This window comes from Streptomyces sp. NPDC005761 (genome assembly GCF_040630635.1).
In the GTDB taxonomy this organism is placed as follows: Bacteria; Actinomycetota; Actinomycetes; order Streptomycetales; family Streptomycetaceae; genus Streptomyces.
The window spans coordinates 1-23,487 of record NZ_JBEXXX010000015.1; the positions used below are offsets into that span (position 1 = coordinate 1).

At 70.8% G+C, this 23,487-nt stretch carries 19 protein-coding genes; 8 read left to right on the forward strand and 11 right to left on the reverse strand.

What is annotated here, in order from left to right; translation table 11 throughout:
• Nucleotides 1-3,959: amino acid adenylation domain-containing protein (locus tag ABZ434_RS16330; protein ID WP_359136216.1), on the reverse strand; the 3,959-nt coding region annotated here is incomplete at its 3' end.
• Between the two features lie 264 nt (nucleotides 3,960-4,223).
• Here ABZ434_RS16330 and gntA point away from each other — a divergent pair.
• Nucleotides 4,224-4,898 carry a guanitoxin biosynthesis heme-dependent pre-guanitoxin N-hydroxylase GntA gene (gene gntA, locus ABZ434_RS16335; RefSeq protein ID WP_359136219.1) on the forward strand — a complete coding sequence of 225 codons (675 nt, stop codon included), beginning with the start codon at nucleotides 4,224-4,226 and terminating at the stop codon, nucleotides 4,896-4,898.
• 70 nt (nucleotides 4,899-4,968) lie between these two features.
• On the opposite strand, the gene ABZ434_RS16340 is transcribed toward gntA, so the two are convergent.
• Nucleotides 4,969-6,462, reverse strand: coding sequence for a histidine kinase (locus ABZ434_RS16340; RefSeq protein ID WP_359136222.1), 1,494 nt, complete (start codon nucleotides 6,460-6,462; stop codon nucleotides 4,969-4,971).
• Nucleotides 6,463-6,647: 185 nt separating this feature from the next.
• On the opposite strand from ABZ434_RS16340, the gene ABZ434_RS16345 reads away from it, so the two are divergent.
• Entirely contained in the window at nucleotides 6,648-7,307 is a 660-nt protein-coding gene (locus tag ABZ434_RS16345) for a response regulator transcription factor (protein ID WP_359136225.1), read from the forward strand.
• A 46-nt stretch (nucleotides 7,308-7,353) separates the two neighbouring features.
• Here ABZ434_RS16345 and ABZ434_RS16350 read toward each other — a convergent pair whose 3' ends face one another.
• Nucleotides 7,354-7,731 carry a VOC family protein gene (locus ABZ434_RS16350; RefSeq protein WP_359136227.1) on the reverse strand — a complete coding sequence of 126 codons (378 nt, stop codon included), beginning with the start codon at nucleotides 7,729-7,731 and terminating at the stop codon, nucleotides 7,354-7,356.
• A 131-nt stretch (nucleotides 7,732-7,862) separates the two neighbouring features.
• A complete protein-coding gene (locus ABZ434_RS16355) occupies nucleotides 7,863-8,525 on the reverse strand; it encodes a ScbR family autoregulator-binding transcription factor (protein ID WP_359136230.1) in 663 nt (220 codons plus the stop codon).
• 126 nt (nucleotides 8,526-8,651) lie between these two features.
• Between ABZ434_RS16355 and ABZ434_RS16360 the strand changes: the two genes are divergently transcribed.
• The gene (locus ABZ434_RS16360; RefSeq protein ID WP_359136233.1) at nucleotides 8,652-9,728 is read left to right on the forward strand and encodes a ScbA/BarX family gamma-butyrolactone biosynthesis protein; all 1,077 of its coding nucleotides are present in this window, start codon (nucleotides 8,652-8,654) and stop codon (nucleotides 9,726-9,728) included.
• A complete protein-coding gene (locus tag ABZ434_RS16365; RefSeq protein WP_359136236.1) occupies nucleotides 9,725-10,657 on the forward strand; it encodes an NAD-dependent epimerase/dehydratase family protein in 933 nt (310 codons plus the stop codon). Before ABZ434_RS16360 ends, ABZ434_RS16365 begins: the two co-directional genes overlap by 4 nt.
• A gap of 13 nt (nucleotides 10,658-10,670) precedes the next feature.
• Here ABZ434_RS16365 and ABZ434_RS16370 read toward each other — a convergent pair whose 3' ends face one another.
• Together ABZ434_RS16370 and ABZ434_RS16375 are read right to left on the reverse strand one after the other, a co-directional pair.
• Nucleotides 10,671-11,555, reverse strand: coding sequence for a PhzF family phenazine biosynthesis isomerase (locus ABZ434_RS16370; protein ID WP_359136239.1), 885 nt, complete (start codon nucleotides 11,553-11,555; stop codon nucleotides 10,671-10,673).
• A 77-nt stretch (nucleotides 11,556-11,632) separates the two neighbouring features.
• Nucleotides 11,633-12,406, reverse strand: coding sequence for an SDR family oxidoreductase (locus tag ABZ434_RS16375; RefSeq protein ID WP_359136241.1), 774 nt, complete (start codon nucleotides 12,404-12,406; stop codon nucleotides 11,633-11,635).
• A 307-nt stretch (nucleotides 12,407-12,713) separates the two neighbouring features.
• Between ABZ434_RS16375 and ABZ434_RS16380 the strand changes: the two genes are divergently transcribed.
• Nucleotides 12,714-14,342 (forward strand): alkaline phosphatase D family protein, encoded by a 1,629-nt coding sequence (locus ABZ434_RS16380; protein ID WP_359136244.1) that lies wholly within the window; start codon nucleotides 12,714-12,716, stop codon nucleotides 14,340-14,342.
• 47 nt (nucleotides 14,343-14,389) lie between these two features.
• On the opposite strand, the gene ABZ434_RS16385 is transcribed toward ABZ434_RS16380, so the two are convergent.
• On the reverse strand, nucleotides 14,390-15,394 hold the full coding sequence (locus ABZ434_RS16385; protein WP_359136247.1) for a Gfo/Idh/MocA family oxidoreductase: 1,005 nt from the start codon (nucleotides 15,392-15,394) through the stop codon (nucleotides 14,390-14,392).
• Between the two features lie 78 nt (nucleotides 15,395-15,472).
• Between ABZ434_RS16385 and ABZ434_RS16390 the strand changes: the two genes are divergently transcribed.
• Nucleotides 15,473-16,786: a multidrug effflux MFS transporter gene (locus ABZ434_RS16390; RefSeq protein WP_359136250.1), complete on the forward strand. Its 1,314-nt coding sequence runs from the start codon at nucleotides 15,473-15,475 to the stop codon at nucleotides 16,784-16,786.
• Nucleotides 16,787-16,800: 14 nt separating this feature from the next.
• Here the strand turns inward: ABZ434_RS16390 and ABZ434_RS16395 are convergent, their stop codons facing one another.
• A complete protein-coding gene (locus ABZ434_RS16395; RefSeq protein WP_359136253.1) occupies nucleotides 16,801-18,156 on the reverse strand; it encodes a hypothetical protein in 1,356 nt (451 codons plus the stop codon).
• A gap of 142 nt (nucleotides 18,157-18,298) precedes the next feature.
• On the opposite strand from ABZ434_RS16395, the gene ABZ434_RS16400 reads away from it, so the two are divergent.
• On the forward strand, nucleotides 18,299-19,297 hold the full coding sequence (locus tag ABZ434_RS16400) for a small ribosomal subunit Rsm22 family protein (RefSeq protein ID WP_359136256.1): 999 nt from the start codon (nucleotides 18,299-18,301) through the stop codon (nucleotides 19,295-19,297).
• On the opposite strand, the gene ddaH is transcribed toward ABZ434_RS16400, so the two are convergent.
• Nucleotides 19,294-20,190: a dimethylargininase gene (gene ddaH / locus ABZ434_RS16405; RefSeq protein ID WP_359136259.1), complete on the reverse strand. Its 897-nt coding sequence runs from the start codon at nucleotides 20,188-20,190 to the stop codon at nucleotides 19,294-19,296. The two genes, ABZ434_RS16400 and ddaH, sit on opposite strands and share 4 nt — an antisense overlap.
• Before the next feature lie 270 nt (nucleotides 20,191-20,460).
• Here ddaH and ABZ434_RS16410 point away from each other — a divergent pair, with 270 nt between their 5' ends.
• Nucleotides 20,461-21,207, forward strand: coding sequence for a bifunctional DNA primase/polymerase (locus ABZ434_RS16410; protein WP_359136262.1), 747 nt, complete (start codon nucleotides 20,461-20,463; stop codon nucleotides 21,205-21,207).
• Between the two features lie 420 nt (nucleotides 21,208-21,627).
• Here the strand turns inward: ABZ434_RS16410 and ABZ434_RS16415 are convergent, their stop codons facing one another.
• Together ABZ434_RS16415 and efeU are read right to left on the reverse strand one after the other, a co-directional pair.
• On the reverse strand, nucleotides 21,628-22,560 hold the full coding sequence (locus ABZ434_RS16415) for a hypothetical protein (RefSeq protein ID WP_359136265.1): 933 nt from the start codon (nucleotides 22,558-22,560) through the stop codon (nucleotides 21,628-21,630).
• On the reverse strand, nucleotides 22,493-23,476 hold the full coding sequence (efeU, locus tag ABZ434_RS16420; RefSeq protein WP_359136268.1) for an iron uptake transporter permease EfeU: 984 nt from the start codon (nucleotides 23,474-23,476) through the stop codon (nucleotides 22,493-22,495). Before efeU ends, ABZ434_RS16415 begins: the two co-directional genes overlap by 68 nt.
• Nucleotides 23,477-23,487 lie beyond the last annotated feature (11 nt).

The window sequence follows — 23,487 nt, forward strand, 5'->3', positions numbered from 1 at the left end:
CTGGCTTGTTGTTGGCGGGCCAGGTGGGTGATGTCTGTGTGGAGTTGTTGGGGGATGTGGAACTCGATGGTTCCGCCCTGGTGTGTGGGGGTGGTGGGGCGGGGTCGGTCGGTGGGGAGTTCGAGTTCTGTGGGGAGGTCGGCGAGGGTGGTCTGCCAGTGGGTGAGTTGTTGTGCGATGGGGCTGGTGGGGTCGGTTTCGGAGCCGAGGATGGTGCGTTGCCAGAGGGTGAAGTCGGCGTACTGGACGGGCAGGGGTGTCCAGTTGGGTGCGTTGCCGGTGGTGCGGGCGGTGTAGGCGGTGGTGAGGTCCCGGGCGAGGGGGGACAGGGACCAGCCGTCGGCGGCGATGTGGTGGATGACGAGGAGGAGGACGTGTTCGTCGGGTGCGGTGTTGAGGAGGGTGGCCCGGAGCGGGGTCTGTGTGGCGAGGTCGAATCCGTGGGTGACGGCTTCGGTGAGGTCGGTGTCCAGGCGGTCGGGGCCGGAGGTGATGTGGTGGAGTTCGGGCCGGGCGTCCTTGAGGATGACCTGGTAGCCGCCTTCGTCGTCCTGGGGGAAGACGGTGCGCAGGGATTCGTGGCGTTCCACGACGTCGGCGAGTGCTGCTTCGAGGGCTTCGGTGTCGAGGTTCCCGGTCAGGCGCAGGGCGACGGGGATGTTGTAGAGGGAGCTGCCGGGCTCGTACTGCTGGAGGAACCACAGCCGTCGCTGGGCGAACGACAACGGCACCCGCTCAGGACGCGGACCCGCCACCAGCCCAGCCCGCGCCGTGGCGGCGCCGGTGAGGCCCTCGGCCAGGGCGGCCGGGCTCGGAGCCTCGAAGAGCCGCCGGACCGGGAGTTCCACGCCGAGGCTGCTGCGGATGCGGGAGACGAGGCGGGTGGCGAGGAGGGAGTGCCCGCCGAGGTCGAAGAAGCTGTCGTCGACGCCGACCCGTTCCAGGCCGAGAACATCGGCGAACAGCCCGCACAGGATCTCCTCCTGCGGGGTGCGAGGCCTGCGGGCCGCCGCCGTGGAGGCCACGTAGTCGGGGGCGGGCAGGGCCAGGCGGTCCAGTTTGCCCGTGGGTGTCAGGGGAAGCCTGGCGAGCTCGACCACGGCCGCGGGGACCATGTGGTTCGGAAGGCGCTCCGCGACGAAGCGACGCAGCTCCGCGGTGTCCGTCCCTGAATCGGCCGAGGGCGCCACGTACGCGACGAGCCGCTTGTCGCCGGGCTGGTCCTCGCGGACGATCACGGCACACTGGGCCACCGACGCGTGCGCCCCGAGCAGCGACTCGATCTCGCCGAGTTCGATGCGGAAACCGCGCACCTTGACCTGGCTGTCGGCGCGGCCGATGAACTCGATCACCCCGGCGGCCGTCCAGCGCACCACATCGCCCGTGCGGTACATGCGGGAGCCCGCCGGGCCGAACGGGTTCGCGACGAAGCGCTCAGCGGTCAGGCCGGGGCGCCCCAGATAGCCGCGTGCCACACCGGCACCGGCGACGTACAGCTCACCCGTCACACCGGCCGGCACCGGCCGCAGGGCCGAATCGAGCACGTAGACCTGGGCGTTGGACACGGGCGTGCCGATCTCGGCCGGGCTGCCCCGGCGGACGACACCGGTGACGCTGTCGGCGGTGCACTCGGTCGGCCCGTAGAAGTTGAAGCTCGTCAGGCCCTCGACCGACGTCAGGTGCTCGCGCAGCGCCTCCCCGATGGCCTCGCCGCCGAGGACGATCAGGACGGGGCGGTGCCGGTCGGGGTCCAGCAGTCCGGCGGCGATCAGGTGCTGGCACTCGGAGGGCGTCATGTCGACGACGTCGATGCGGTGTTCGGTCACCTGGCGCGCGAAGGCCTCGGGGTCGTGCCGGGCCTCGTCGTCGATCAGATGCAGCTCGTGGCCGTGGGCCGCCATCCACAGGAACAGGCCCCAGGAGGCGTCGAAGGAGAACGACGCGGTGTGCGCCATGCGCAGCCGTCGGCCGCCGACGGATTCCACCACCGGCGCGAGCACCTCGGCCTGGTGGTGATGGAGCAGGTTGGTGAGGCTGGAGTGGTTGATGAGCGCGGCCTTGGGCCGGCCCGTGGAACCGGAGGTGTAGAGGATGTACGCGCCGTTGTCCCGGGTCGCCCGCACACCGGGCAGGTCGCCGGCCGGCCGCGCCGCCAAGGACGCCTGAAGCTCGGGGTCGTCGAGGTGCAGCACGGGTACGCCCGAGCCCTCCAGGACGCTCACGCGGTCGGCGGCCGCGCCGGAGGAGACCACGAGGGCCGGCGCCGAGTCGGTCAGCATGAACGAGGTGCGCTCGGCCGGGTAGGCGGGGTCGACCGGCAGATAGACGGCTCCGGCCTTCATGGCGGCAAGGAGCGCGACGACGGAGTCCACCGAACGCGGCAGCACCACGGCCACGACGTCCTCGGGGCCGACGCCGTGCTCGACGAGCAGCCGCGCCAGTCGGTTGACCCGGCCGTTCAGCTCGCGGTAGGTCACGGTGGTGTTCTGGAAGACGACGGCCGTCTCGTCCGGGGTACGGGCCACCTGGGCCTCGAAGAGCTGGGGCAAAAGCTCGGCCGGCATGTCCAGTTCGGTGCGGTTCCAGTCGACGAGCATGCGCCGGGTCTGCCCGGTGTCGAGCACGTCGATGCGGCCGACCGGTGTCCGCGGAGCCGTCAGGAGCAGCCGCAGGGTCCGCAGCAGCTGCTCGCCGAGCGCCGTGGCCTCGGCCGTGTCGAAGACGTCCGGGCGGTGGTCGAGCTGGAAGCGCAGGGTGGTGTCGGGCATCGCCACAAGACCGAGCGGGTAGTGCGTGGCGTCGTAGCCGACGGTCCCGAGCACCTTGAGGCCGCCGGACGCCTGGTTCATGTCCCCGGCGTCCAGCGGGTAGTTCTCGAACACCATGGACGTGTCGAAGAGTTCACCGAGCCCGGCGATCCGCTGGATCTCCGACAGCCCCAGATGCTGGTGGGACAGCAGCCGGGCCTGCTCCTCCTGCAGCCTGCCGAGGAGCACCGAGAACGGCTCGTCGGGGCGCAGACGCAGGCGTAGGGGCAGAGTGTTGATGAAGAGGCCGACCATGTCCTCGACGCCGTCGAGCTCCGGCGGACGGCCCGACACCGTCACGCCGAACACCACGTCGTCCAGGCCCGTCATCCTGGAGAGGAGCAGGGACCAGGCGCCCTGCACCAGGGTGTTCAGGGTGAGCCCGTGTTCCCGGGCGAAGCCCGTCAGCGCCGCGGTCTCCCGCTCGTCGAGGCCGAACAGCACGTGCTCGGGCACCATCGGCGGATGTTCCACCCCGAGTGAGGCGACCCGGGTGGGCTCCTCGAGCCCTGCCAGCGCCTCGGCCCAGGCAACGCGGGCCTCGGTGGCGTCCTGCGCGGCGAGCCAGGTGAGGTGGTCGCGGTACGGGCGGACCCGGGGCAGCTCCGCCGCGTCACCCTTGGCGAGATAGAGCCCGAACAGCTCCCGCATGACGATCTGCATCGACCAGCCGTCGAGCAGGATGTGGTGGTTGGTGAGGAGGAAGCGGTAGCGCTGCTCGTCGAGCCGGAGCAGCGTGAAGCGGACGAGCGGGGCCTGACCGAGGTCGAACCGCCGGTCGCGGTCCTCGAGGGCCGCCTTCTCGGCCAGCGCTTCGCGCTCGTCGGCCGGGGCGTGCCTGAGGTCGATGGTTCGCCACGGCGCCGTGACGTCGCGCAGCACCAGTTGGGCCCACTCACCGGACTTGCGCTGGCGGAAGGCGACCCGCAGGTTCGCATGGCGCCGGAGAAGCGAATCGGCGGCCGCGTGCAGGGCGTCGGCGTCGAGCGCGCCCTCGAAGTCCGTTGCCACCTGCGCCACGTACACATCGGTGGCGTCGTCCGCGTCCGGTCCCGTCCCCTCGTCGAGGACGTTGTGGAAGAGCATGCCTTCCTGGAGGGGAGACAGCGGGTAGATGTCTTCGATCTTACGTGGCTGTCGCGTCACTGCCATGTCTCCCACCGGACCGCAATTTGTCTTTTATGCCGCCACCGGTAATAGATCAGGCAGCAATAGCGAAGAGCAACGTATGAGCCGCCCGCGTTCCGTGCAACCAAAAAACGGGGTCATTAACTCTCAGCTTAAGAGTCATTGGGGTTAGCCGGTGCTGTCACGGTGTCCGATATTCAGTCCCAGCTTAAAGAGGGTGCTCCCGATTCGGTCCCGTGTGGACGGGTGCTACGGTCGCAAACCTTGTGTCGGAACGGAGGCGGTACGGTGCAGCGGAGTATCGAGGAGGAACTTGTCTCCTGGATAAATGGCGATGCCTTCACCTGTCTGGGGGCGCGTGCGGCAGTACGTCAGGACCTTCTGGTAACTCATGTGTATGAGGAGCTGGACTCCGACGATTGCACGGAAAAATTGCATCAGAATCTCATTGAATTCATTGATGCGAATGTTTCTGCGGAACATGATTTCGCCTCGTTCGTCGCCATATTCCGTACTCCCAGGGAGTGCGGAGAGGAAGAGTTCGAAGAGGCGCTCTGGGGTCAGCTGGGCAGACTTCACCGGCTGGACGTGAAGTCCTATTCCTGGAGCGAGGGCTACTCGAGCGACACGGAGTCGTCCGAATTCGGGTTCAGCGTCGCGGGCCGGCCGTTCTTCGTCGCCGGACTCAATCCGGGCTCCTCACGGATCTCCCGGAGGTTCGCGTACCCCGCTCTGGTCTTCAACTCCCATGAGCAGTTCGGCAGGCTGAAGGCCGACGGCACGTACTTCGGGCTGCAGCGCAAGATCCGCGCCAAGGAGCTACGGCTGCAGGGAAGCGTCAATCCGATGCTGGCCGATCACGGCACGTCGTCGGAGGCCCGGCAGTACTCGGGGCGGGCCGTACCGGCGGACTGGAAGTGCCCGTTCCACCCGGAACCCGGGATGCACGCGCCGGCCGAGTGACCTGGCGGCCGGCCGGCTCCGTGCGTCGCCCCCGCGCACGTAACTCGCGGGGGCGGGGGCGGGGCCCTTCTCACTTCTCGCGCAACTCGTCCTTGGTCACGAGCTGGCCGTCCGTGAAGCAGAGCCGGTACACCCCGGACCCCATGGAGAAGAGACCGCTGCCGTCGGCGCGGTAGTACCTGCAGGAAGCCTGCTCCGGTATCGACGGGCCCTTCACCGCACTCCTCGGATTAACCTGCTGGTCGGGCAGTTGGGAGCGCAGGTCCTCCCATTTCTGTCCCTGCCGCAGTCCCCGGTACGTGTCCGTGTCGAGCGTCATGCTCTCGTACGTCCGGGAGAAGTAGCCGACCATCAGCACGGTCACCGCGGCCGTCGCCGCGACCGGCACCGCCACCACGGCGACCAGACTGCGGCGCACCCGGCGTTCGGCCCGCTGCCGGGCCTTTGCCGATACGGGCGCCCCCGGCAGCCCACCGCCGTCGGCCGGGCCGGGGGACTGAGCGGTACCGGTGCTGGAGTGCGGCAGCCGTGCCGCCACCTCGAAGCCACCGTGTTCCAGGGGGCGTGCCGTCAGGGTGCCGCCCAGGACGCGGACCCGCTCGGCGAGCCCGACCAGTCCCATCCCGCTGCCGCTGGTGTCGTGGGGCGGGCTGTCCGGTGCCTCGTTGGTGACGGCCACCCGGGTGACGTCCGACAGCCGCTCCACCAGGACCTGGATCTCGGCCCCCGGGGCGTGCTTGGCGGCGTTGGTCAGCGCCTCCTTCACCACGCGCTGCACGGCTTCCTCGACGCTGCGCGGCGCCGGGAGGTCGAGGCCGCGCCGCTTCAACTCGATGAGCATGCCGGCGGTACGCGCCCGGTCCACGGTGCTCGTGACGTCCTCACGCAGCGAGGGCGCCGGCTCCTGGGAGGCGTCCACGCGCAGTACACCGATGATGTCGCTGAGCCGTGTGATCGCCTGGGCCGAGTTGACGCGCAGTTCACTGGCGGTGGTCCTGGCCGCTTCGTCGAGGCGCGGGGAGACTTCGAGCGCGGCGGCCAGCATGGCGATGAGGGTGAGGTCGTGGCCGAGCTGGTCGTGCATGTCCTGCGCGATGCTGGCCCGTTCGCGGATCCGGGCGCGGTCGACGCTCAGCTGTTGCTCCCGCTCCAGATGCTGGGCGCGCTGCCAGCCGGCGAGTTCGAGCTCGCGACGTTGGTGCCGGTGCCGGCCTGCCAGCCAGGCGGTCACCGCGCCGACGAGGAGAGGTGCGGCATTCAGCCAGGTCGTGAGATGGCCCGATTTCATGCCGGTGGTGACCATGGTCGCGGCGACCACGCCCACCGCGATGGCCACCTGCAGGGGCGGTTCGGGCATCTTCCGCCGGCCGACGAGATAACTCATCGCGAACAGGGCCGGTGAATACCAGGGATTGATCAGACTGAGCGCCGCGCCGACACACCAGGCCAGTGGGAGGTAGCGCTCCCGGAAGGCGACGACCGGCACGAGGAGGACGAGCCCGCCGAGTCTCCACCAGGCCGTCGAGGACGTCAGATCGGTGGGGGAGCCGAGCAGGGGAGGCACGGAGAGCCCGCACCACAGGGCTACGCTCCAGATAGCCTTACGTCGTTCGGCGTAGGCGGCAAGGAAACGGCCGGCCCGCCGCTCGGGTTCACCGGCCCCCTGGGGACCCGTAAAGCCTTTCACCGGGAGTCCTGGCTGTGAACCGACGCGGCACCGGCCGGGGCGAAGAGAGAATAGGGAATCAGTTGATTCGAGTTCTGCTCGCTGACGACGAACCGATGATGAGGGCGGGTGCCCGGGCGATTCTGTCGGCCGACCAGGAGATCGAGGTGGTGGCCGAGGCCGCCGACGGCCGGCAGGCAGTGGAAATGGTCCACCGCCATCAGCCGGATGTCGCCCTGCTGGATGTGCAGATGCCGCTGCTGGACGGTCTGGACGCGACGTCCGAGATCCTCAGGTCCTCCGCGCGCACCGCAGTGATCATCTTCACGACCTTCAGCAACGACGACTACATCTCGCGCGCCCTGAGCAACGGAGCGAGCGGCTTCCTGTTGAAGTCGGGTGACCCGCGTGAACTGATCGCGGGCGTGCACGCGGTTGCCGACGGCGCCGCCTATCTCTCCCCCGAGGCGGCGCACCGGGTGATCCGGGGCCTGTCCCTGGAGAACATGTCGCGGAAATCGGCCGCCCGCGAGCAGGCCGCCCGGCTCAGCAGCCGCGAGCGCGTCGTGCTGGGGCTGCTCGGCGCGGGTCTGTCGAACGCGCAGATCGCCCGTCGGCTGGACCTCGTGGAGGGCACGGTCAAAACTCATGTCAGTTCCATCCTCAGGAGACTGGCAGTCGGCAACCGGGTGCAGGCCGCCATCATCGCGCATGAGGCGGACCTGATCGCTGCCACCGACTGAGGACAGTCCCGTGCGCCGCCGGGGGGACCGGCCGGCAGCAGGTCGATCAGCCATGGCTCAGGACGTTGATCACGCGCCCGTTCGGATCGCGTACGAAGAAGCGGCGTACGCCCCACTCCTCGTCGGCCGGGCCGTACACGACCTCCGCGCCGCTTCGCACCACCGCCGCGTACACCGCGTCGACGTCCTCCACTTCCACGCTCAGGTCAGGCGTGAGCGGGCCGGTCCTGTCGGCGGTCATGATGCTGATCTGGGCCGTGGGGTGGGAGGGTGAGGCGAGTGTCATGATCCAGCCGTGGTTCATGACCTCCTCGAGGCCCAGGAGCCCGTAGAAGGCGGCGTTGGCCCGCATGGCTCCGGAGGCGTCCCCGGTTTCGTCACCCGAGCCGATCGGGATGTTGGGCACGACGCGGCGGACGGACATCGGCGGCTCCTGTCGGTGGCCGGCGCCGAGCCACCGAGCCTACGGAGCGGGCCGTCGGCCATGGTGCGCTCACGCCGCCGGTTGCGGACCGCGTGGTCTGGTTCAGGCGGTCACGGGGCGGTCGGAGGAGGTCAGTTGGGGGCGCCTGCCTGGCTGGGTACGCTTTCGAGGCTGCGGAGCAGACGCTCACCGCGATCTTCGGCCATGTCCAGCGTGGCCAGAACGGCCGGCGTCGAGATGCTCGGCAGGACGTAGTGCAGCAGGACCGAGATCCGCCGTCCCAGGTCCTCGCGGTTGGACAGGACCTGGGACATCACCTGAATGCCCGAGAAGGATCCCGCCAGCATCTCGGCGGCCTCGCCGGGATCGACGTGCGGCAGCAGCTCCCCCTGCCCCTTGGCGGCCACCAGAAGGTGTTCGAGCCGGTCTATCCAGCCGCGGAAGGGCGTGCCCCGGTCGAGGCCCTCCACGGCCTGGTCCATGGCCAGGCCTACGCTCGCCCGGACCAGTGGCTCATGACGCAGACGGTAGGCGAGGAGCATGCCCTGGTCCACCAGTTCCTGGAGCTTGGTCAGCTGGGGCGGCAGCGGATCGCTGTGCAGCTGTATGTCCATCACCCCGAGCGCGAGGTCCTCCTTCGAGGCGAAGTGGAAATACAGCGCGCCCTTGGTCACCCCCGCGCGCGCCAGGATCTCGCTGATCGTCGCGCTGCTGTAGCCGCGCTCGTCGAACACGTCGGCGGCCGCCACCAGGATCGACCTGCGGGTCTGGATCGCGCGCGCCTGCTGTGCCATCAGCTTCTCTCTGACTGGTGGCGTGGTTGGTGCCACAGGGGGTTGGCTGGAAAGGAAAACCGGGCTGTCAGTATCTTACTGCGGGGCGGCTCGGCCCTTTGACTCGGATCCTCCTGGGGGAACTTCATGGTTCAGCTCACCTCACGCAGCGCTTCGATGTCGGTGGAGAGCGTCGAGCAGGCCGGGCACTCCACGGGTGCCGGCCGTGCCGAGGCCTCCGCCGGCAGTCCGGAAGAGGCCACCGCCTCCGCCGGGGAGGAGCCCGGCCGCAGAGACGGATCGCCCGACCGGCTGAGACAGCTGGTCCACCGGGCCGACCCGCTCGACGTCTTTCCCACCGGCCTCACCCAGCTCACCGACACCCAGTTCTCGGTACCGGCCCACTGGCCCCGGTCCCACCGCTTCTTCGCCCCCGTCGGGGGCCGCCACCAGGACCCTCTGCTCATAGCCGAGACCATGCGGCAGACGACGATGCTGATCGCCCACGCCCAGTTCGGCGTCCCCGTCGGAGACGCCTTCGTGATGTGGGAGCTGCGGTACACCTCCGCGTCCGAACGGCTCGAACTGGGCGAGGACCCGTGGGACATCACGGTGGACGTCTCCTGCTCCCGGATCCGCCGCCGGGGCCGGAGCCTCGGCGCCATGCATCTCGAACTCCTCCTGCACCGCCGCGGCACCGTGCTCGCCACCGGCGGCGGCCGGATCAGCTGCACCTCGGCCGGGGCGTACCAGAGGCTGCGCGGCCACCGCAGCGCCGTCCTCGACACCCCGATACCCCTCCTGCCCGCCGTCGCACCGCGCACGGTCGGCAGGACCTCCGAGAACGACGTCGTCCTCTCACCGGGCACGGACCCCGGCACCTGGCTGCTGCGGCTCGACACCCGGCATCCGACACTCTTCGGCCGCCCCAACGACCACGTGCCGGGCATCCTGCTGCTGGAGGCGGCCCGGCAGGCCGCGCACGCGGCCACCGGCGCGACCTTCCTGCCCACGGGGATGCAGGCCGACTTCCTCCAGTACGTGGAACTGGACCGTCCCTGCCGGATCGAGGCCACCGTGCTTCCGGACGACGACGACCCCCTCTCGCCCGCCGGAGTGTTCATACGGGCCGTTCAGGACGGCGAACCGGCCTTCACCTGCACCCTCCGCTCGCCGGGCCACCACCCGGCCGGGCCCGGCGATGTCAGAACGGACCACTCATGAGCCCCCGCATCCTCATCACCGGCGCGACCGGCTTCATCGGCAGCCGCGTAGCCACCGCCGCCCGTGCGACGCCCGGGATCCAGGTGCGCCTGATGACCCACAGGACCGCCCTCGACGCCTCCGTGGCCGGGTCCGGCTGCGAGACGGTGTACGGGGATCTCGCCGACCCCGGATCGCTGCGAGGCAGCTGCGACGGCGTCGACGCCGTGATCCACTGCGCCTCCCGGATCGGCTCCGACGAACAGACCGCCAGGATCGTCAACGACCACGGGACCCGTGCGCTGGTCGACGAGGCGGTACGCAGCGGAGTCGGCCGGATCGTCCAGCTGAGCACCGCGTCCGTCTACGGCCGCGGGCCCTTCACCGCGCTGCTCCCCGGCGTGGCCGACCCCGCCCCCGTCTCCGCCACCAGCCTGACCCGGGTCGCCGCCGAGCAGCACGTCCTGGCAGCCGGGGGAGCCGTCCTGCGCCCGCACATCGTGCACGGGGCGGGCGACCGGTGGGCGATCCCCGGCCTGGTCGCCCTGCTGAGGTACCTGTCGGCGGCGCCGGCCGGGTGCGACGCCCGCCACTCGCTGATCGACGTGGAGACCCTGGGGCGCGCACTGCTCGGGGCCGCGCTCGCCCCGAAGCCGCCGTCCGGCGTCTACCACGTCAACCACCCCGAGCCGGTGACCTGCTCGGACCTGCTGTCCACGGTGCTCGGTGAACTCGAACTGCCCTGGGCGGGCACGGAGATCGGCCTGGACGAGGCACGGACCCGGCTGGCCGGCGTCCCGTACGCCACGCACCACTTCGACATGCTGACCCTGGACCACTGGTTCGCCGACGGAAGGCTCGTGCAGGACTTCGGCTGCGCCCCGGGCCCGGACTTCAAGACGTCCTTCGCGCAGCACGCCCCCTGGTACCGCGAGTTCCTCAGCCGCTGACGCCGGCCCTCGGTCAGGCGCTCGCCGGGTCCGGGATGCGGGTCCCCGTCCCGCTCACCCGCACCCGTGCGTCGCCCGCGCGCAGGGTGACGGTCAGCGTGCCGGGACGGCCCATGTCCTCCCCCTGGTGCAGGGTCAGCGCGGCGGTGTCCGGGACCAGGGCCAGGGTGCGCAGGTACGCGCCGAAGGCGGCCGCCGCCGCGCCCGTCGCCGGGTCCTCGACCACACCGCCGACCGGGAACGGGTCGCGGACGTGGAAGACGGTCTCCGAAGCGCGCCACACGAGCTGGACGGTGGTGAGGTCCAGCCGGTGCATCAGGGCTTCGAGCCGCGCGAAGTCGTAGGAGAGCGTGGCCAGCCGCTCACGGCTCGCGGCGGCCAGCACCAGATGCCGGGCGCCCGCGTAGGCGATCCGGGGCGGCAGGGACGGGTCGAGATCGGCGGCCGGCCAGTCCAGGGCGGCCAGTGCCTCCTCGACGTCCTTCGGGGCGGCGTCCATGACGTGCGGCTCCACGCTCGTGAGGGTCGCCCGCAGTTCGGTCCCCTCGCGGACGACGGTGACCGGAACCGGGCCCGCCGCCGTGGCGAACTCCAGGTCCCCGGGGCCGTCGCGCTCCGCCAGGGCCAGGGCCGTGGCCACGGTGGCGTGCCCGCAGAACGGGACCTCGGCCTTGGGGCTGAAGTAGCGGATCGCGTAACCGTGCGCTCCGGGCTGCGACGCTTCGGTGCGGCCGGTCAGGAACGCCGACTCGCTGTACCCGAGCTCGGCCGCGACGGCGAGCATGGACGCGTCGTCCATCGCGGAGGCGTCCAGCACGACCCCGGCCGGATTTCCGCCCGCGGGGTCGGCGGAGAAGGCTGTGTAGCGCAGGACCGCGGGCTGGGGAAGATCAGTCATGTGCGGCACAACCGAGCCGGGCCCGCGACCATTCCCGGATGGTGGCGTGGGTTGTGCCGCCCCCTCGCCCGGTTCCGTCAGCCCCGGCCCACGTAGGGCATCGCCGTCGCCATCACGGTGACGGACGGGATGTTCGCCTCCAGCGGCAGCTCCGCCATGTGGACGACCGTCCGTGCCACGTCCGCGGCCGCCATCACCGGCTCCACGGCCAGCTCGCCGTTGGCCTGGAGTGTCCCGGTCCGCATCCGCTCGGTCATCTCGGTCGCGGCGTTGCCGATGTCGATCTGTCCGCAGGCGATCCGGTACGGACGCCCGTCCAGCGACAGCGACTTCGTCAGGCCGGTCATGGCGTGCTTCGTCGCGGTGTAGGCGACCGAGTGCGGGCGCGGCGCGTGGGCGGATACCGAGCCGTTGTTGATGATCCGCCCGCCCTGCGGGTCCTGCTGCTTCATCTGCCGGTACGCCGCCTGCGCGCACAGGAACGCCCCCGTCAGGTTCACGTCGACCACCGTGCGCCATGCCTCGTACGAGAGGTCCTCGACGGGCACGGCACCCGGCCCGAAGGTGCCCGCGTTGTTGAAGAGCAGATCGAGGCGGCCGAAGCACTCCCGTACGGAGGAGAACAGGGCGTCCACGTCCTCGGGGCGCGACACGTCGGCGGGCACGGTGATCACCCGGGCGTCCGGCCCGGCCAGTGCGGCGGTCTCGGTGAGCGGCTCGGGGCGGCGGCCCGCCAGCGCCACCGCCCAGCCGGCGCCGCTCAGCGCGAGAGCCACGGCACGGCCGATTCCGGTGCCCGCGCCCGTGACCACAGCCGTCTTCGTCGCGGAGTTCAACAGTTTGTTGCTCATGGTGCGGCAGCGTACGCCCAGCCGTCCGGCGGAGTGCCTTCCGGAGGGGGCGGGCGGCGCCAAAAGGTACGGCTGCGCGGGGTGTTCGCGTCCCGAGGAGTGATTCCCGGAGCAGCCCCGGCGTTTTCCGGGCCGTTGCGCGAGAAGTTGATGATCATGGATTTGCCGCGTACGCGGAGTTTGCCCCTGGGGATCCATTCCTGCCGCATTCCTCATCCGGGCGACGCCCGTGCGACGCGAGCACGCCAACCGCTCGATGTGCCGGCCCGGTGGACTTCCCCCACAACACCAGTCAGGGGAGGGACAGATGACGCACTCATCGCACCAGCAGGAGCTGCGCGACGCAGTCCGGCACACGGGCCGCCGGCGCTTTCTCACCGTTACCGGCGCCGCCGCCGCACTCGCGTTCTCCGTCGGTCTGCCGGCCGCGGGAGCGGCGAGCGCCGCGGAGCTCGATGCCCGGCAGATCGGCGAGGACCCGTTCACCCTCGGCGTCGCCTCCGGTGACCCGCTGCCCGAATCCGTCCTCCTGTGGACGAGGCTCGCGCCCCGCCCGTTCGAGCCGGACAGCGGACTGCCCGCCGCCCGCGTCGAGGTGCGCTGGGAGCTGGCCCGCGACGAGCGTTTCCGGCACATCGTCCGGCGCGGCACCACCACCGCCCACCCGGAGTTCCACCACAGCGTCCACGTGGAGGTCAAGGGCCTCGCCCCGGACCGCGTCCTGTACTACCGCTTCCGCGCAGGGCAATGGACCAGCCCCGTCGGCCGGACCCGCACCGCGCCCGCCCCCGGCGCCCACAAGCGGGAACTGAGCCTGGCCGCCGTCTCCTGCCAGGCCTACCACGACGGCTACTTCACCGCGTACAAGCACCTCGCCCAGGAGGACGTCGACGTCGTCTTCCACCTCGGCGACTACCTCTACGAGTACGCCGTCTCCGCGACCGGCGGGGCCCGCAACTACACCGACCGCACCCTGCCCGCCCTCTTCGACCGGGAGACGACCACGCTGGAGGACTACCGGCTGCGGTACGCCCTCTACAAGTCCGACCCGGACCTGCGCGCCGCCCACGCCGCGCACCCCTTCGTCGTCACCTGGGACGACCACGAGACGGAGAACAACTACGCGGGCGAGACCCCCGAGAACAGTGTGCCGCCCGAGGAGTTCCTGATCCGCCGGGCCGCCGCCTACCGCGCGTACTGGGAGAACCAGCCCCTGCGCGCCCCTCAGCAGCCGGACGGCCCGGACATGAGGCTCTACCGGCGCCTGCAGTTCGGCCGGCTCGCCCAGTTCGACATCCTCGACACCCGCCAGTACCGCAGCGACCAGGCGTACGGCGACGGCTGGCAGACCCCCGGGCCCGAGTCCGAGGACCCCTCGCGCACCCTGACCGGCGCCGCCCAGGAGCGCTGGCTGATCGACGGCTGGCGCCACTCGAAGGCCACCTGGAACGTCGTCCCCCAGCAGGTCACCTTCGCCCAGCGGCGCGACGTGCCGACCGATGCCTACAAGCTCTCCATGGACTCCTGGGACGGCTACCCGGCATCCCGGGACCGCATCCTGAGAGGGGCCGAGGCCACCGGGGTGGACAACCTCATGGTGCTGACCGGCGACGTGCACGTCGGCTACGCCTTCGATCTGAAGCGGGACTTCGACAACCCCGCCTCCCGCACCGTCGGCACCGAGATCGTCGCCACCTCCGTCACCAGCGGCAAGAACGGCTCGGAGAAGCCGGCCAACTGGACGAACCTCACGACCGCCAACCCGCACATGAAGTACTACAACGGACGCCGCGGGTATGCCCTGGTCACGCTCCAGGAGCGCCAGGCGCGCGCCGACTACCGCACGGTGTCCGCCGTCACCACACCCGGCGCCCCCGTGACGACGGCCGCCTCCTTCGTCACCGAGGTGGGCAACCAGGGCCTGACCCCCGCCTGATCCGGAGGCGGGACGGCGGGCGCGGCAGGACGGCAGGAGGGCGGGGGCTACGCCACCACGCCGTCCATGGGGTAGCGGACGCCGATGCGCTCACGTACCGCGTCGAGCGTCCGCATCACCGCGAGCGAACCGTCCAGCGGCACCAGCGGGGACTCCGTCTCGCCCGCCCGGACCGCCCGCATCACCTCGGCCGCCTCGAACTGCATTCCCGTCAGACCCTGCGGGCCCGGACCGGAGGTGATCTCCTCCGGCTCCTGACCGTCCCGGTGGAGCACGAAGCGCTTCGGGAAGAAGAAGCCCTCCGGGAAATCGATCCGGCCGGCCGTCCCGATCACCGTGGCGGCCGTCGGGTGGTGCCCGACGAGCGAGCAGGACAGCAGTGCGTTGGCCCCCGATTCCCAGCTCAGCAGCATGCCGGTGTTCAGGTCGACGCCCTCCGGCGACAGCAGCGCATCGGCCTGCACCCGGTCGGGTTCACCCAGCAGCAGCTGTGCGAACGACACCGGATAGACCCCGAGGTCCAGCAGGGCGCCGCCACCCAGCGCGGGATCGCGCAGCCGGTGCCCGGCGCCGAAGTCACCCGCGAAGCCGAAGTCGGCCTGCACGGTGCGGATCTCGCCGATCGCCCCGTCGCGCACCAGCTCCGTCATCCGCCGGATGACCGGATTGCAGTACGTCCACATCGCTTCCATCAGGAAGAGGCCACGGTCCCGGGCGAGCTTCACCAGCTCCCGGGCCTCGCGCTCGTTGATCGTGAACGCCTTCTCGCACAGCACGTGCTTCCCGGCCTCCAGGGCCAGGGCGGTCGCCTCCCGGTGCGCGGAGTGCGGGGTGGCCACGTACACCACGTCGACCTCCTCGTCCGCGACGAGCCCGGCCCAGCTTCCGTACGCGCGCGGTATCCCGAACCGCTCCGCGAAGGCGTTCGCCGAGGCGTCCGTACGGGAGGCCACGGCCACCACCTCCGCATCGGGCATCGCCTGCAGGTCAGCGGTGAAAGTCGCCGCGATTCCACCTGTCGCCAGCACGCCCCAACGGACAGTCCTGCTCATGCACGCTCCCAAAAAGGTGTCGACCATTCCGGCTGAGCTGAGAGCATAGAGGCGGATTCAACAACTATGGAGATGAGAATGCCGGAGAGCGGCGTCAGCCGGGCCCAGCAGATACCCACGACCGACACCGGGGCCGGGCTTCACCCCAGCACCCCTCCACCCGCCCCCACCGTCACCGCGGCCGCCCGGCGCACCGGACTCCTCGTCACCCTGGTCCTCGGCGGACTGACCGCGTTGCCGCCGCTGTCCATGGACATGTACCTCCCGGCACTCCCCGCCGTCACCGACGCGCTGCACGCACCCGCCGCGACGGTCCAGCTCACCCTGACCGCCTGCCTCACCGGGATGGCACTCGGGCAGGTCGTCGTCGGCCCGATGAGCGACCGCTGGGGCAGGCGCCGCCCGTTGCTCCTCGGGATGATCGTCTACGTGCTCGCCACCGCGATCTGCGTCTTCGCCCCGACCGCCGAACTCCTCATCGGCTTCCGTCTGCTCCAGGGCCTCGCGGGCGCCGCCGGCATCGTCATCGCCCGGGCCGTCGTGCGCGACATGTACGACGGCGTGGAGATGGCCAGGTTCTTCTCGACGCTGATGCTGATCTCCGGCGTCGCCCCCGTCATCGCCCCGGTCATCGGCGGACAGGTCCTGCGGATCACCGACTGGCGGGGCATCTTCGCCGTCCTCACCCTCGTCGGCGTCCTGCTCACCCTCGTCGTCTGGAAGTGGCTGAAGGAGACCCTGCCGCCCGCCATGCGCCACACCGGCGGCATCGGCGACGCGCTGCGCACCATGCGCGGTCTGCTCGCCGACCGCGTCTTCAGCGGCTACATGATCGCGGGCAGTCTCGCCTTCGCCGCCCTGTTCGCGTACGTGAGTGCCTCGCCGTTCGTCGTCCAGGAGATCTACGGCGCCTCCCCGCAGACCTTCAGCCTTCTCTTCGGCATCAACTCGGTCGGGCTGATCGCCGTGGGCCAGATCAACGGCAAGATCCTCGTCGGCCGGGTCAGTCTCGACAAGGCACTCGGTTTCGGGCTCGCGGTCATCGTCCTGGCCGCGACGGCGCTGCTGCTGATGACGTCCGGGGTCTTCGGGGACGTCGGACTCGTACCGGTGGCGACCGGACTCTTCGTGCTGATGTCGGCGATGGGCCTGGCCATGCCGAACACCAACGCCCAGGCACTGATGCGTACCAAGCACGCTGCCGGGTCCGCCTCCGCGCTGCTCGGTACGTCCTCGTTCCTGATCGGCGCCGTGGCCTCGCCGCTCGTGGGGATCGCGGGGGAGGCCACGGCCGTGCCGATGGCCGTCGTCCAGCTGGTGTGCGCGGTGGGCGCGATGGCGTGCTTCCTGGGGCTGTGCCGGCCCTGGCAGCAGGTGGCCGCGCGGCCCTGAGGCCACGGCCGCGCTCAGTCCGCCCGCGGGTACCCGATCAGGTGCAGCCGGTCCCTGTCGTCGGTCCAGCGGAACAGCCCGACCCCCTCGGCGCCTTCCGCGCCGGGCATCCGGGCGTTCGGCGACAGCAGCTCCGTCGACCCCGTGGAGAGGTCGGCCCTGACCGGGAAGCCGTCGCCGGCCAGCGCATCTGCCGCGTTGCGTACGTTCGTCGCCCCGTAGGCCGTTCCGTCGTCGGTCACGGACGCCAGGGCCAGCGTCCTGGACCCCTCGGTGTCCTCGAAGCAGTACCCCTTGCCGGCTTCCAGATCGAACGCGAGGTTCCCGGCCGCCAGATAGCCGCCCGAAGGTGAGACGACCGCCTGCGGGTACTGGCCCGGCGCGATCGCCGGCTTGTGGCACCGCACGGAGACCAGCGCCTTGCCGGTCTCCGTGTCGTGCACCGTCCACAGGTCGTGGGTCGCGGCGAGCTTCGCGCCCTTGGCGAGCTGCCACTTGGCCAGCACCACCCCGGGGGCCACGGACGCCGGGATGCCGCTCCGGCGGTCTGCGCCCTTGGGCGCCACGTTCCGGCTGAACCAGCCGCCCTGCACCCAGAACTCGCGTGCCCCGCTCACCAGCAGGCCCTTCGAGGTCAGCCCGCGCACCTCGGTGAGCTGCTTGCAGGACGCGCAGCCCTTCGGGTACTTGAGAGCCTTGGCGGGGACCTTGGTGGTCCTGCCGGTCGCCGGGTCCACCACCACACTGGTGGCCCCGCCGTTGCCGATCACGATGCCGGGGCCGGTGGCGGTGACGGTCGGGGCCGTGGCCCACGGCACGTCGACGCGCTGCCGGCCGCCGTCCTCCACGGTGTACACGTCGAGGGAGACGATCCGGTCGGCGGGCGCGGGTGCCTCCTGGCCGACCTTCCCGTACGACCAGGTCACGAAGTACTCCTGGTCGTCCACGGAGACGGTGAGCAGCTTCGGGAAGTGTGCCGCCGCCGGCGGGCGCCAGGCATCCCCGCTCCAGCCGGCCCGTCCGGTCTCCGAGTCGATGGTCCGCAGCCGGTACTCGCCCTCGGCCGTCCGCACCAGATAGGCGAGCCGTCCGGTGGTCCGGGAGAGCGCGTAGTCGGGAGAGGTGTCCGCGAGCTCCCAGCCGCGCCGCGTCGTGTACGCCGCGGGGACGGTCAGCTGCGTGGCCGGGCCCGCGCTCTTCTTCACCGGCTTCTTCGGCCCGGCGTCGTCCTTCTTGCCCGCCCCACCGCAGGTGGCGAGCAGGAGCAGCAGGGCGAGCACCAGCACTCCGCCGACCAGAGCCAGGCGCACGACCCGCTGCCTCGTGGACCCACCGCCGACCGGAGCCAGGCGCGCCAACTTCAGTCTCATGGTCCCCCCGATGAGCAATCCCCGACCTCGCGCCGGTCAGCGTAGCAACTGGCCGGTACGGTTCCGGTGTTCGGTTCCGTCGCCGTTCCGTCCCGATTCGGCACGGAGTCCGGACCCCTTCGTGACCGCCTACACTTCCTCGGTGAACGTCACCCTCCCCACCGCGGAAACGCTGCGTGCGGCCCTGGCCGGACTCCTCGACGGGCTGCCGCCCAAGCAGGCCACGCAGGCCGTCGACCGGCTCATCGCCAACTACCGCGGAACCACTCCCACGGGCGCCCCGCTGCTCCGCGACCGCTCGGACGTCGCCGCGTACGCCGCGTACCGGATGCCCGCGACGTTCGAGGCGGTACGGTCCGCCCTCGACGCCCTGCGCGACGCCGCCCCCCACTGGGCGCCGGCCACGCACACGGACGTCGGCGGCGGCACCGGAGCGGCGAGCTGGGCGGTCGCCGGGGCCTGGGAGGGGCCGCGGACCACCGTCCTGGACTGGGCCGAGCCGGCCCTGGCGCTGGGCCGGGAACTGGCCACGGCCTCCGGCATCCCGGGGCTGCGTGCCACCCAGTGGCAGCGGGCCCGGATCGGTGAGGACCTGGCCCTGGAGGACACCGATTTGGTGACCGTCTCGTACGTGCTCAACGAGCTCACGCCCGAGGCCCGCACCGCGCTCGTCGATGCCGCGGCCCGCGCGGCGCAGGCCGTCGTGATCGTCGAGCCCGGCACCCCCGACGGCTACACCCGGATCATCGAGGCCCGCGACCGGCTGATCGCCGCCGGCCTCACCGTCGCCGCGCCCTGCCCGCACAGCGACGTCTGTCCCATCGAGCCGGGCACGGACTGGTGCCACTTCTCGGCCCGGGTCAGCCGCTCCTCGCTGCACCGGCAGGTGAAGGGCGGCTCGCTGCCGTACGAGGACGAGAAGTTCAGCTACGTCGTCGCCACCCGCTTCACCCCGCTCCCCGTGGACGCGCGGGTCACGCGCCGGCCGCAGATCCGCAAGGGCCAGGTGCTGCTGGAGCTCTGCACCCGGGACGAGGCGCTGCAACGCGCCACGGTCACCAAGCGGCACGGCGAGCTGTACCGCGCCGCCCGGGACACCGACTGGGGCGACGCCTGGCCGCCCCCGCAGGACACGCCCTAGGGCCGCAGCTCCTGGGTGCAGCACTTCACGCTGCCACCACCCTTGAGCAGCTCGCCCAGATCCATCGGCACCGGTTCGAAGCCGCGGTCGCGCAGCGGGTCGAACAGGCCCGTGGCGGCCTGCGGCAGCAGGACGTGGAGCCCGTCGCTCACCGCGTTCAGGCCGAACGCGGCGGCGTCCGCCTCGCCGGTGATCAGCGCGTCCGGGAAGAGCCGGGCCAGCACGGCCCTGCTGCCCGGCGAGAAGGCGCCGGGGTAGTACATGATCTCGTCGCCCGCGTCGTCGAGGACGCTCAGCGCGGTGTCCAGGTGGTAGTAGCGCGGATCGACCAGATCGAGGCCGATCACCGGCCGTCCGAAGAACTCCTGCGCCTCGTCGTGCGAGAGCGGGCTGGACCGGAAGCCGCGCCCCGCCAGGATGTACGAGGAGGTCACCGCGAAGTCGCCCTCGCCCTCGTTGACGTGGACGGGCTCGTGGATCTCGGCGAAGCCGTGGTCACGGAACCAGTCGCGGTGGGCGGCCGCCTCCGGGAACCGCTCCTGGTACGCGAACCGGGCGCCCAGCACCCGGCCGTCGATGACGGTGGCCCCGTTGGCGGCGAAGACCATGTCCGGCAGGTCAGGGCGCGGTGCGAGCAGCTCGACCGTGTGGCCGAGGGCGCGGTAGCGGCCCAGCAGGTCCTCCCACTGCGTCTGCGCCAGCGGGAGGTCGACGGGCTTGGTCGGGTCCATCCACGGGTTGATGGAGTACGTCACCTTGAAGTGGGCCGGGGCACACATCAGGTAGCGGCGGGGTGTGGCTTCACGAGGCAACGAGGGCTCCTCACGAATCGTCGCGGCGGCATTGGTGGCCGCTGCGGCCGGTGCGTCGCACGGGTGTGTGCGTGAGCCCATGGTGCGCCGTCCGGGGCCGCGGGCACAGTGGACCGATCGGGTGGTTCCGTACAGCTGTGTGACGTGTGACCGCTTCGTCCCCCGTGAGGGCGGCGGCCACCCCCTTCCGGGCCTCCGATCACCTGAAATTCATCTGCCATTTCATGACAATACGCGGGATGTCGGTCACCTAAGGGGATCGGTCGCCGCACCCCGCTTCCGGACTCTGGCCACCCGAAGCGCAGGATGGTGGGACCATGGGCAGGGGCAACGCTTGAGGTAAGGGGATAGATGGGCGCCGATTTCAGCCGTGGTCGCGGCTCGGAGAGCAGGATTTCCCACTGGCTGCGCCGACGGCACAAACCGCAGCAGGGCGATGCCGACGGCAGCGCACGGGAGGCGCTGCTCCTGGCCGTCGCCGAGGCCGGGATGCCGATCTCGCCCGCCGCCCATCCGGTCGGCTACCGATGTTCGTGCGAACGCGTCGGCTGTCCCACCCCCGCCCGGCACCCCATCTCCTTCGCCTGGCAGACGCAGTCCACGACCGACCGCTCCCAGATCGAGCGCTGGGCCCGCAGCCAGCCGCAGGCCAATTTCATCACCGCGACCGGCATGATCCACGACGTCCTCGACGTCCCGCTGTCGGCCGGCGCGCAGGCGCTGGAGCGGCTCCTCGCCGCCGGTATCGACGTGGGCCCGGTGGCCCGGTCCGGCGACGACCGGATGCTCTTCTTCACCGCCACGCGCGGTACGCCGGAGGACGAGGACGAGTGGTGGCCGTGCGAGCTGGACTGCCACCCGGAGACGATGGACGAGCACCCCGGACTGCGGTGGCACTGCCGCGGCAGCTATGTGCTGCTGCCGCCGGCCATGCTCCCGGGTGAGCTGGACGTCGCCTGGGTGCGGGGGCCGGAGAATCCGCTGCCGGATCCGCTGACCCTGCTGGAGACCCTGACGGACGCGTGTGCGCGGTTCGTGGGCTCCGCGGAGCAGAGCGACGTCGACCACGAGTCGGTGGCCTGGCCGCTGGGCCGGTAGCCGGGGCCGCGGCGCAGGGACCAAGGGTGAGGGAAGGGCCTGGGGCGAGCGTGAGCCCCAGGCCCGCTCGGCTGCCCAAGGGCTGTCCCCCTGGCGGGCGCACGACGACAGCTACGGCACCTCGCCGCGTTGTCGAGACGCCTGGTCCCGTATGCGGGCGCCGCTCCGCCCTGCGATGCACCGCATCCGACGTCGCGCGCTGATCCACCAGGAAGCGCGCGACGGCCCTGCGGGTCAATACACCTAGGGCGTGTTTCGAAAGTCCCGCCTGTCCGGCGACGTCTGGCACGCACGCTCGCCGCGTTGTCGGGAGCACCCCGATACGCCCAGTATCGGGGCGCCCCTCCGCCTTGCGATCGCACGCACCAGACGCCGCCGGACCCGCCCTCCGGGCGGACGGCGCTACTTTCGAAACACGCCCTAGGACCCCTTTGCCGACGTCAGGCCCGGCACCCGGTTGAGCATGATCACCCTGCCCGTGCCGGCACCCTTCTTCGGGACGTACACCAGCTGGCCGGAGATCCGTTCCTTCGTCAGCGTGCTCCGCACCTCGCCGGTCATCAGTGCCGCGACGTCGGGGGAGACGGCCGGACGCAGCCCCTTCGCCGCGGTCTGCCGTTCGAAGTGCTTGCTGCTGAAGAAGACCAGCGCCCCGCCGTCGGCCGTCTCCAGGCCGAGCGGGCCGAACACCCCGCTGTTCAGCGGCTGGTCGATGTACTGGTACGAGAACCCGGCGCGCCGGGTGTTCAGCCGCGCCTTGCGCCAGATCGAGGTGGACGTTCCGGGGGCGAACACGTCGGGGGTGCCCTTCTGCAGGTACGCCGTGTACTGCGCACCCAAGTCCTTCGGGGCCACGGCCAGTTCGGCGCTGTCCGCCGTCACCGGGAGGGCCCGCCCCTCGCCGTCCTTCGCGAAGTCGGGAAGCTGGGACGGTGTGGTGACCGACAGGTAGGCGGCCTTCCACCCGGTGCCGGGCCCGGACTTGACGAACACGAACAGCCAGCGGGTGTCCTGCTTCCCGCTGTCCTGATCACGGTTGGAGTCCGTGTCCGCGAGGAACCACCTCGGCCAGCCGGCCTTCTTCGGGATGACGTAGTTCGCGTCGGTCAGTTCCAGCGGCCGGTGGTTCGCGTTGCCGTTCGGGTTGTTCTTCTGCCGGGCGCGCAGACCCGCCTGGTTGACCGCGCCCAGTGCGCCGGTGACCTGGTCCGCGTCCAGCGCGGGATCGTAGGCCTTGTCCGCCGCGTTGTACGCGGTGGTGAAGTCCTCCAGGGCCTGCGCGGCCTCAGACCGCGTCGCCGCCCGGACGACTTCCAGCTCGCCGTGCACCGTCACGCACCCGCTCGCCGTCATGCTCAGCACCGTCGCTGCCGCGAGCACCGTCGCCGGCCGAACCGGCCTCAGGCTTCTCATCCGTTGCTTTCCGCGCCTTCTGATCCGTCGCACCCGCTGAGGGGCCCTCTGACCGTCCGAACCCTACCGGGGACAGGAACAGCGCGAGTGTGGGGATCAGATAGAGCGCCCACACCGTGATCTGGAGAACGGTCGGATCGGGCTGGAAGTTGAACGTCCCCTTCAGCAGCGTGCCGTACCAGCTGTCCGGCGGAATCGTGGCGCTGATGTCGAACGCCCGGTTCTGCAGGCCGCCGAGGAACTCGGCCTCCTGCAGGTCGTGGACGCCGTAGGCGAGCACACCCGCCGCGACGACCACCAGCATGCCGCCCGTCCAGGTGAAGAACTTCGCCAGGTTGATCTTCAACGCGCCGCGGTAGAACAGCCAGCCCAGCACCACGGCCGTGAGGATCCCGAGCAGCGCGCCGATCATCGGGTGCCAGCCGTCGTCCGCCGCATGCACCGCACGCCACACGAACAGCGAGGTCTCCAGCCCTTCGCGGCCCACCGCGAGCAGCGCCGTGGCGACCAGGGCGCCGGTGCCCATCGCGAGCGCCGCGTCGAGCTTTCCGTGCAGTTCCTTCTTCAGGTGCCGTGCGGTACGCCGCATCCAGAAGACCATCCAGGTGACCAGGCCCACCGAGACGATGGAAAGCGAGCCCCCCAGCGCCTCCTGGGCCTTGAACGTCATCTCCTGCGAACCGAATTCGAGACCGGCGCCGAAGGCGAGGCTGACGACGACCGCGATGCCGACCCCGGCCCAGATCGGCAGCAGCTTGTGACGGTTCCCGGTCTTCACCAGGTACGCGATGAGAATGCAGACGACCAGGCTGGCCTCGAGGCCCTCGCGCAGGCCGATCAGGAAGTTGCTGAACACGTTTCGGTTCC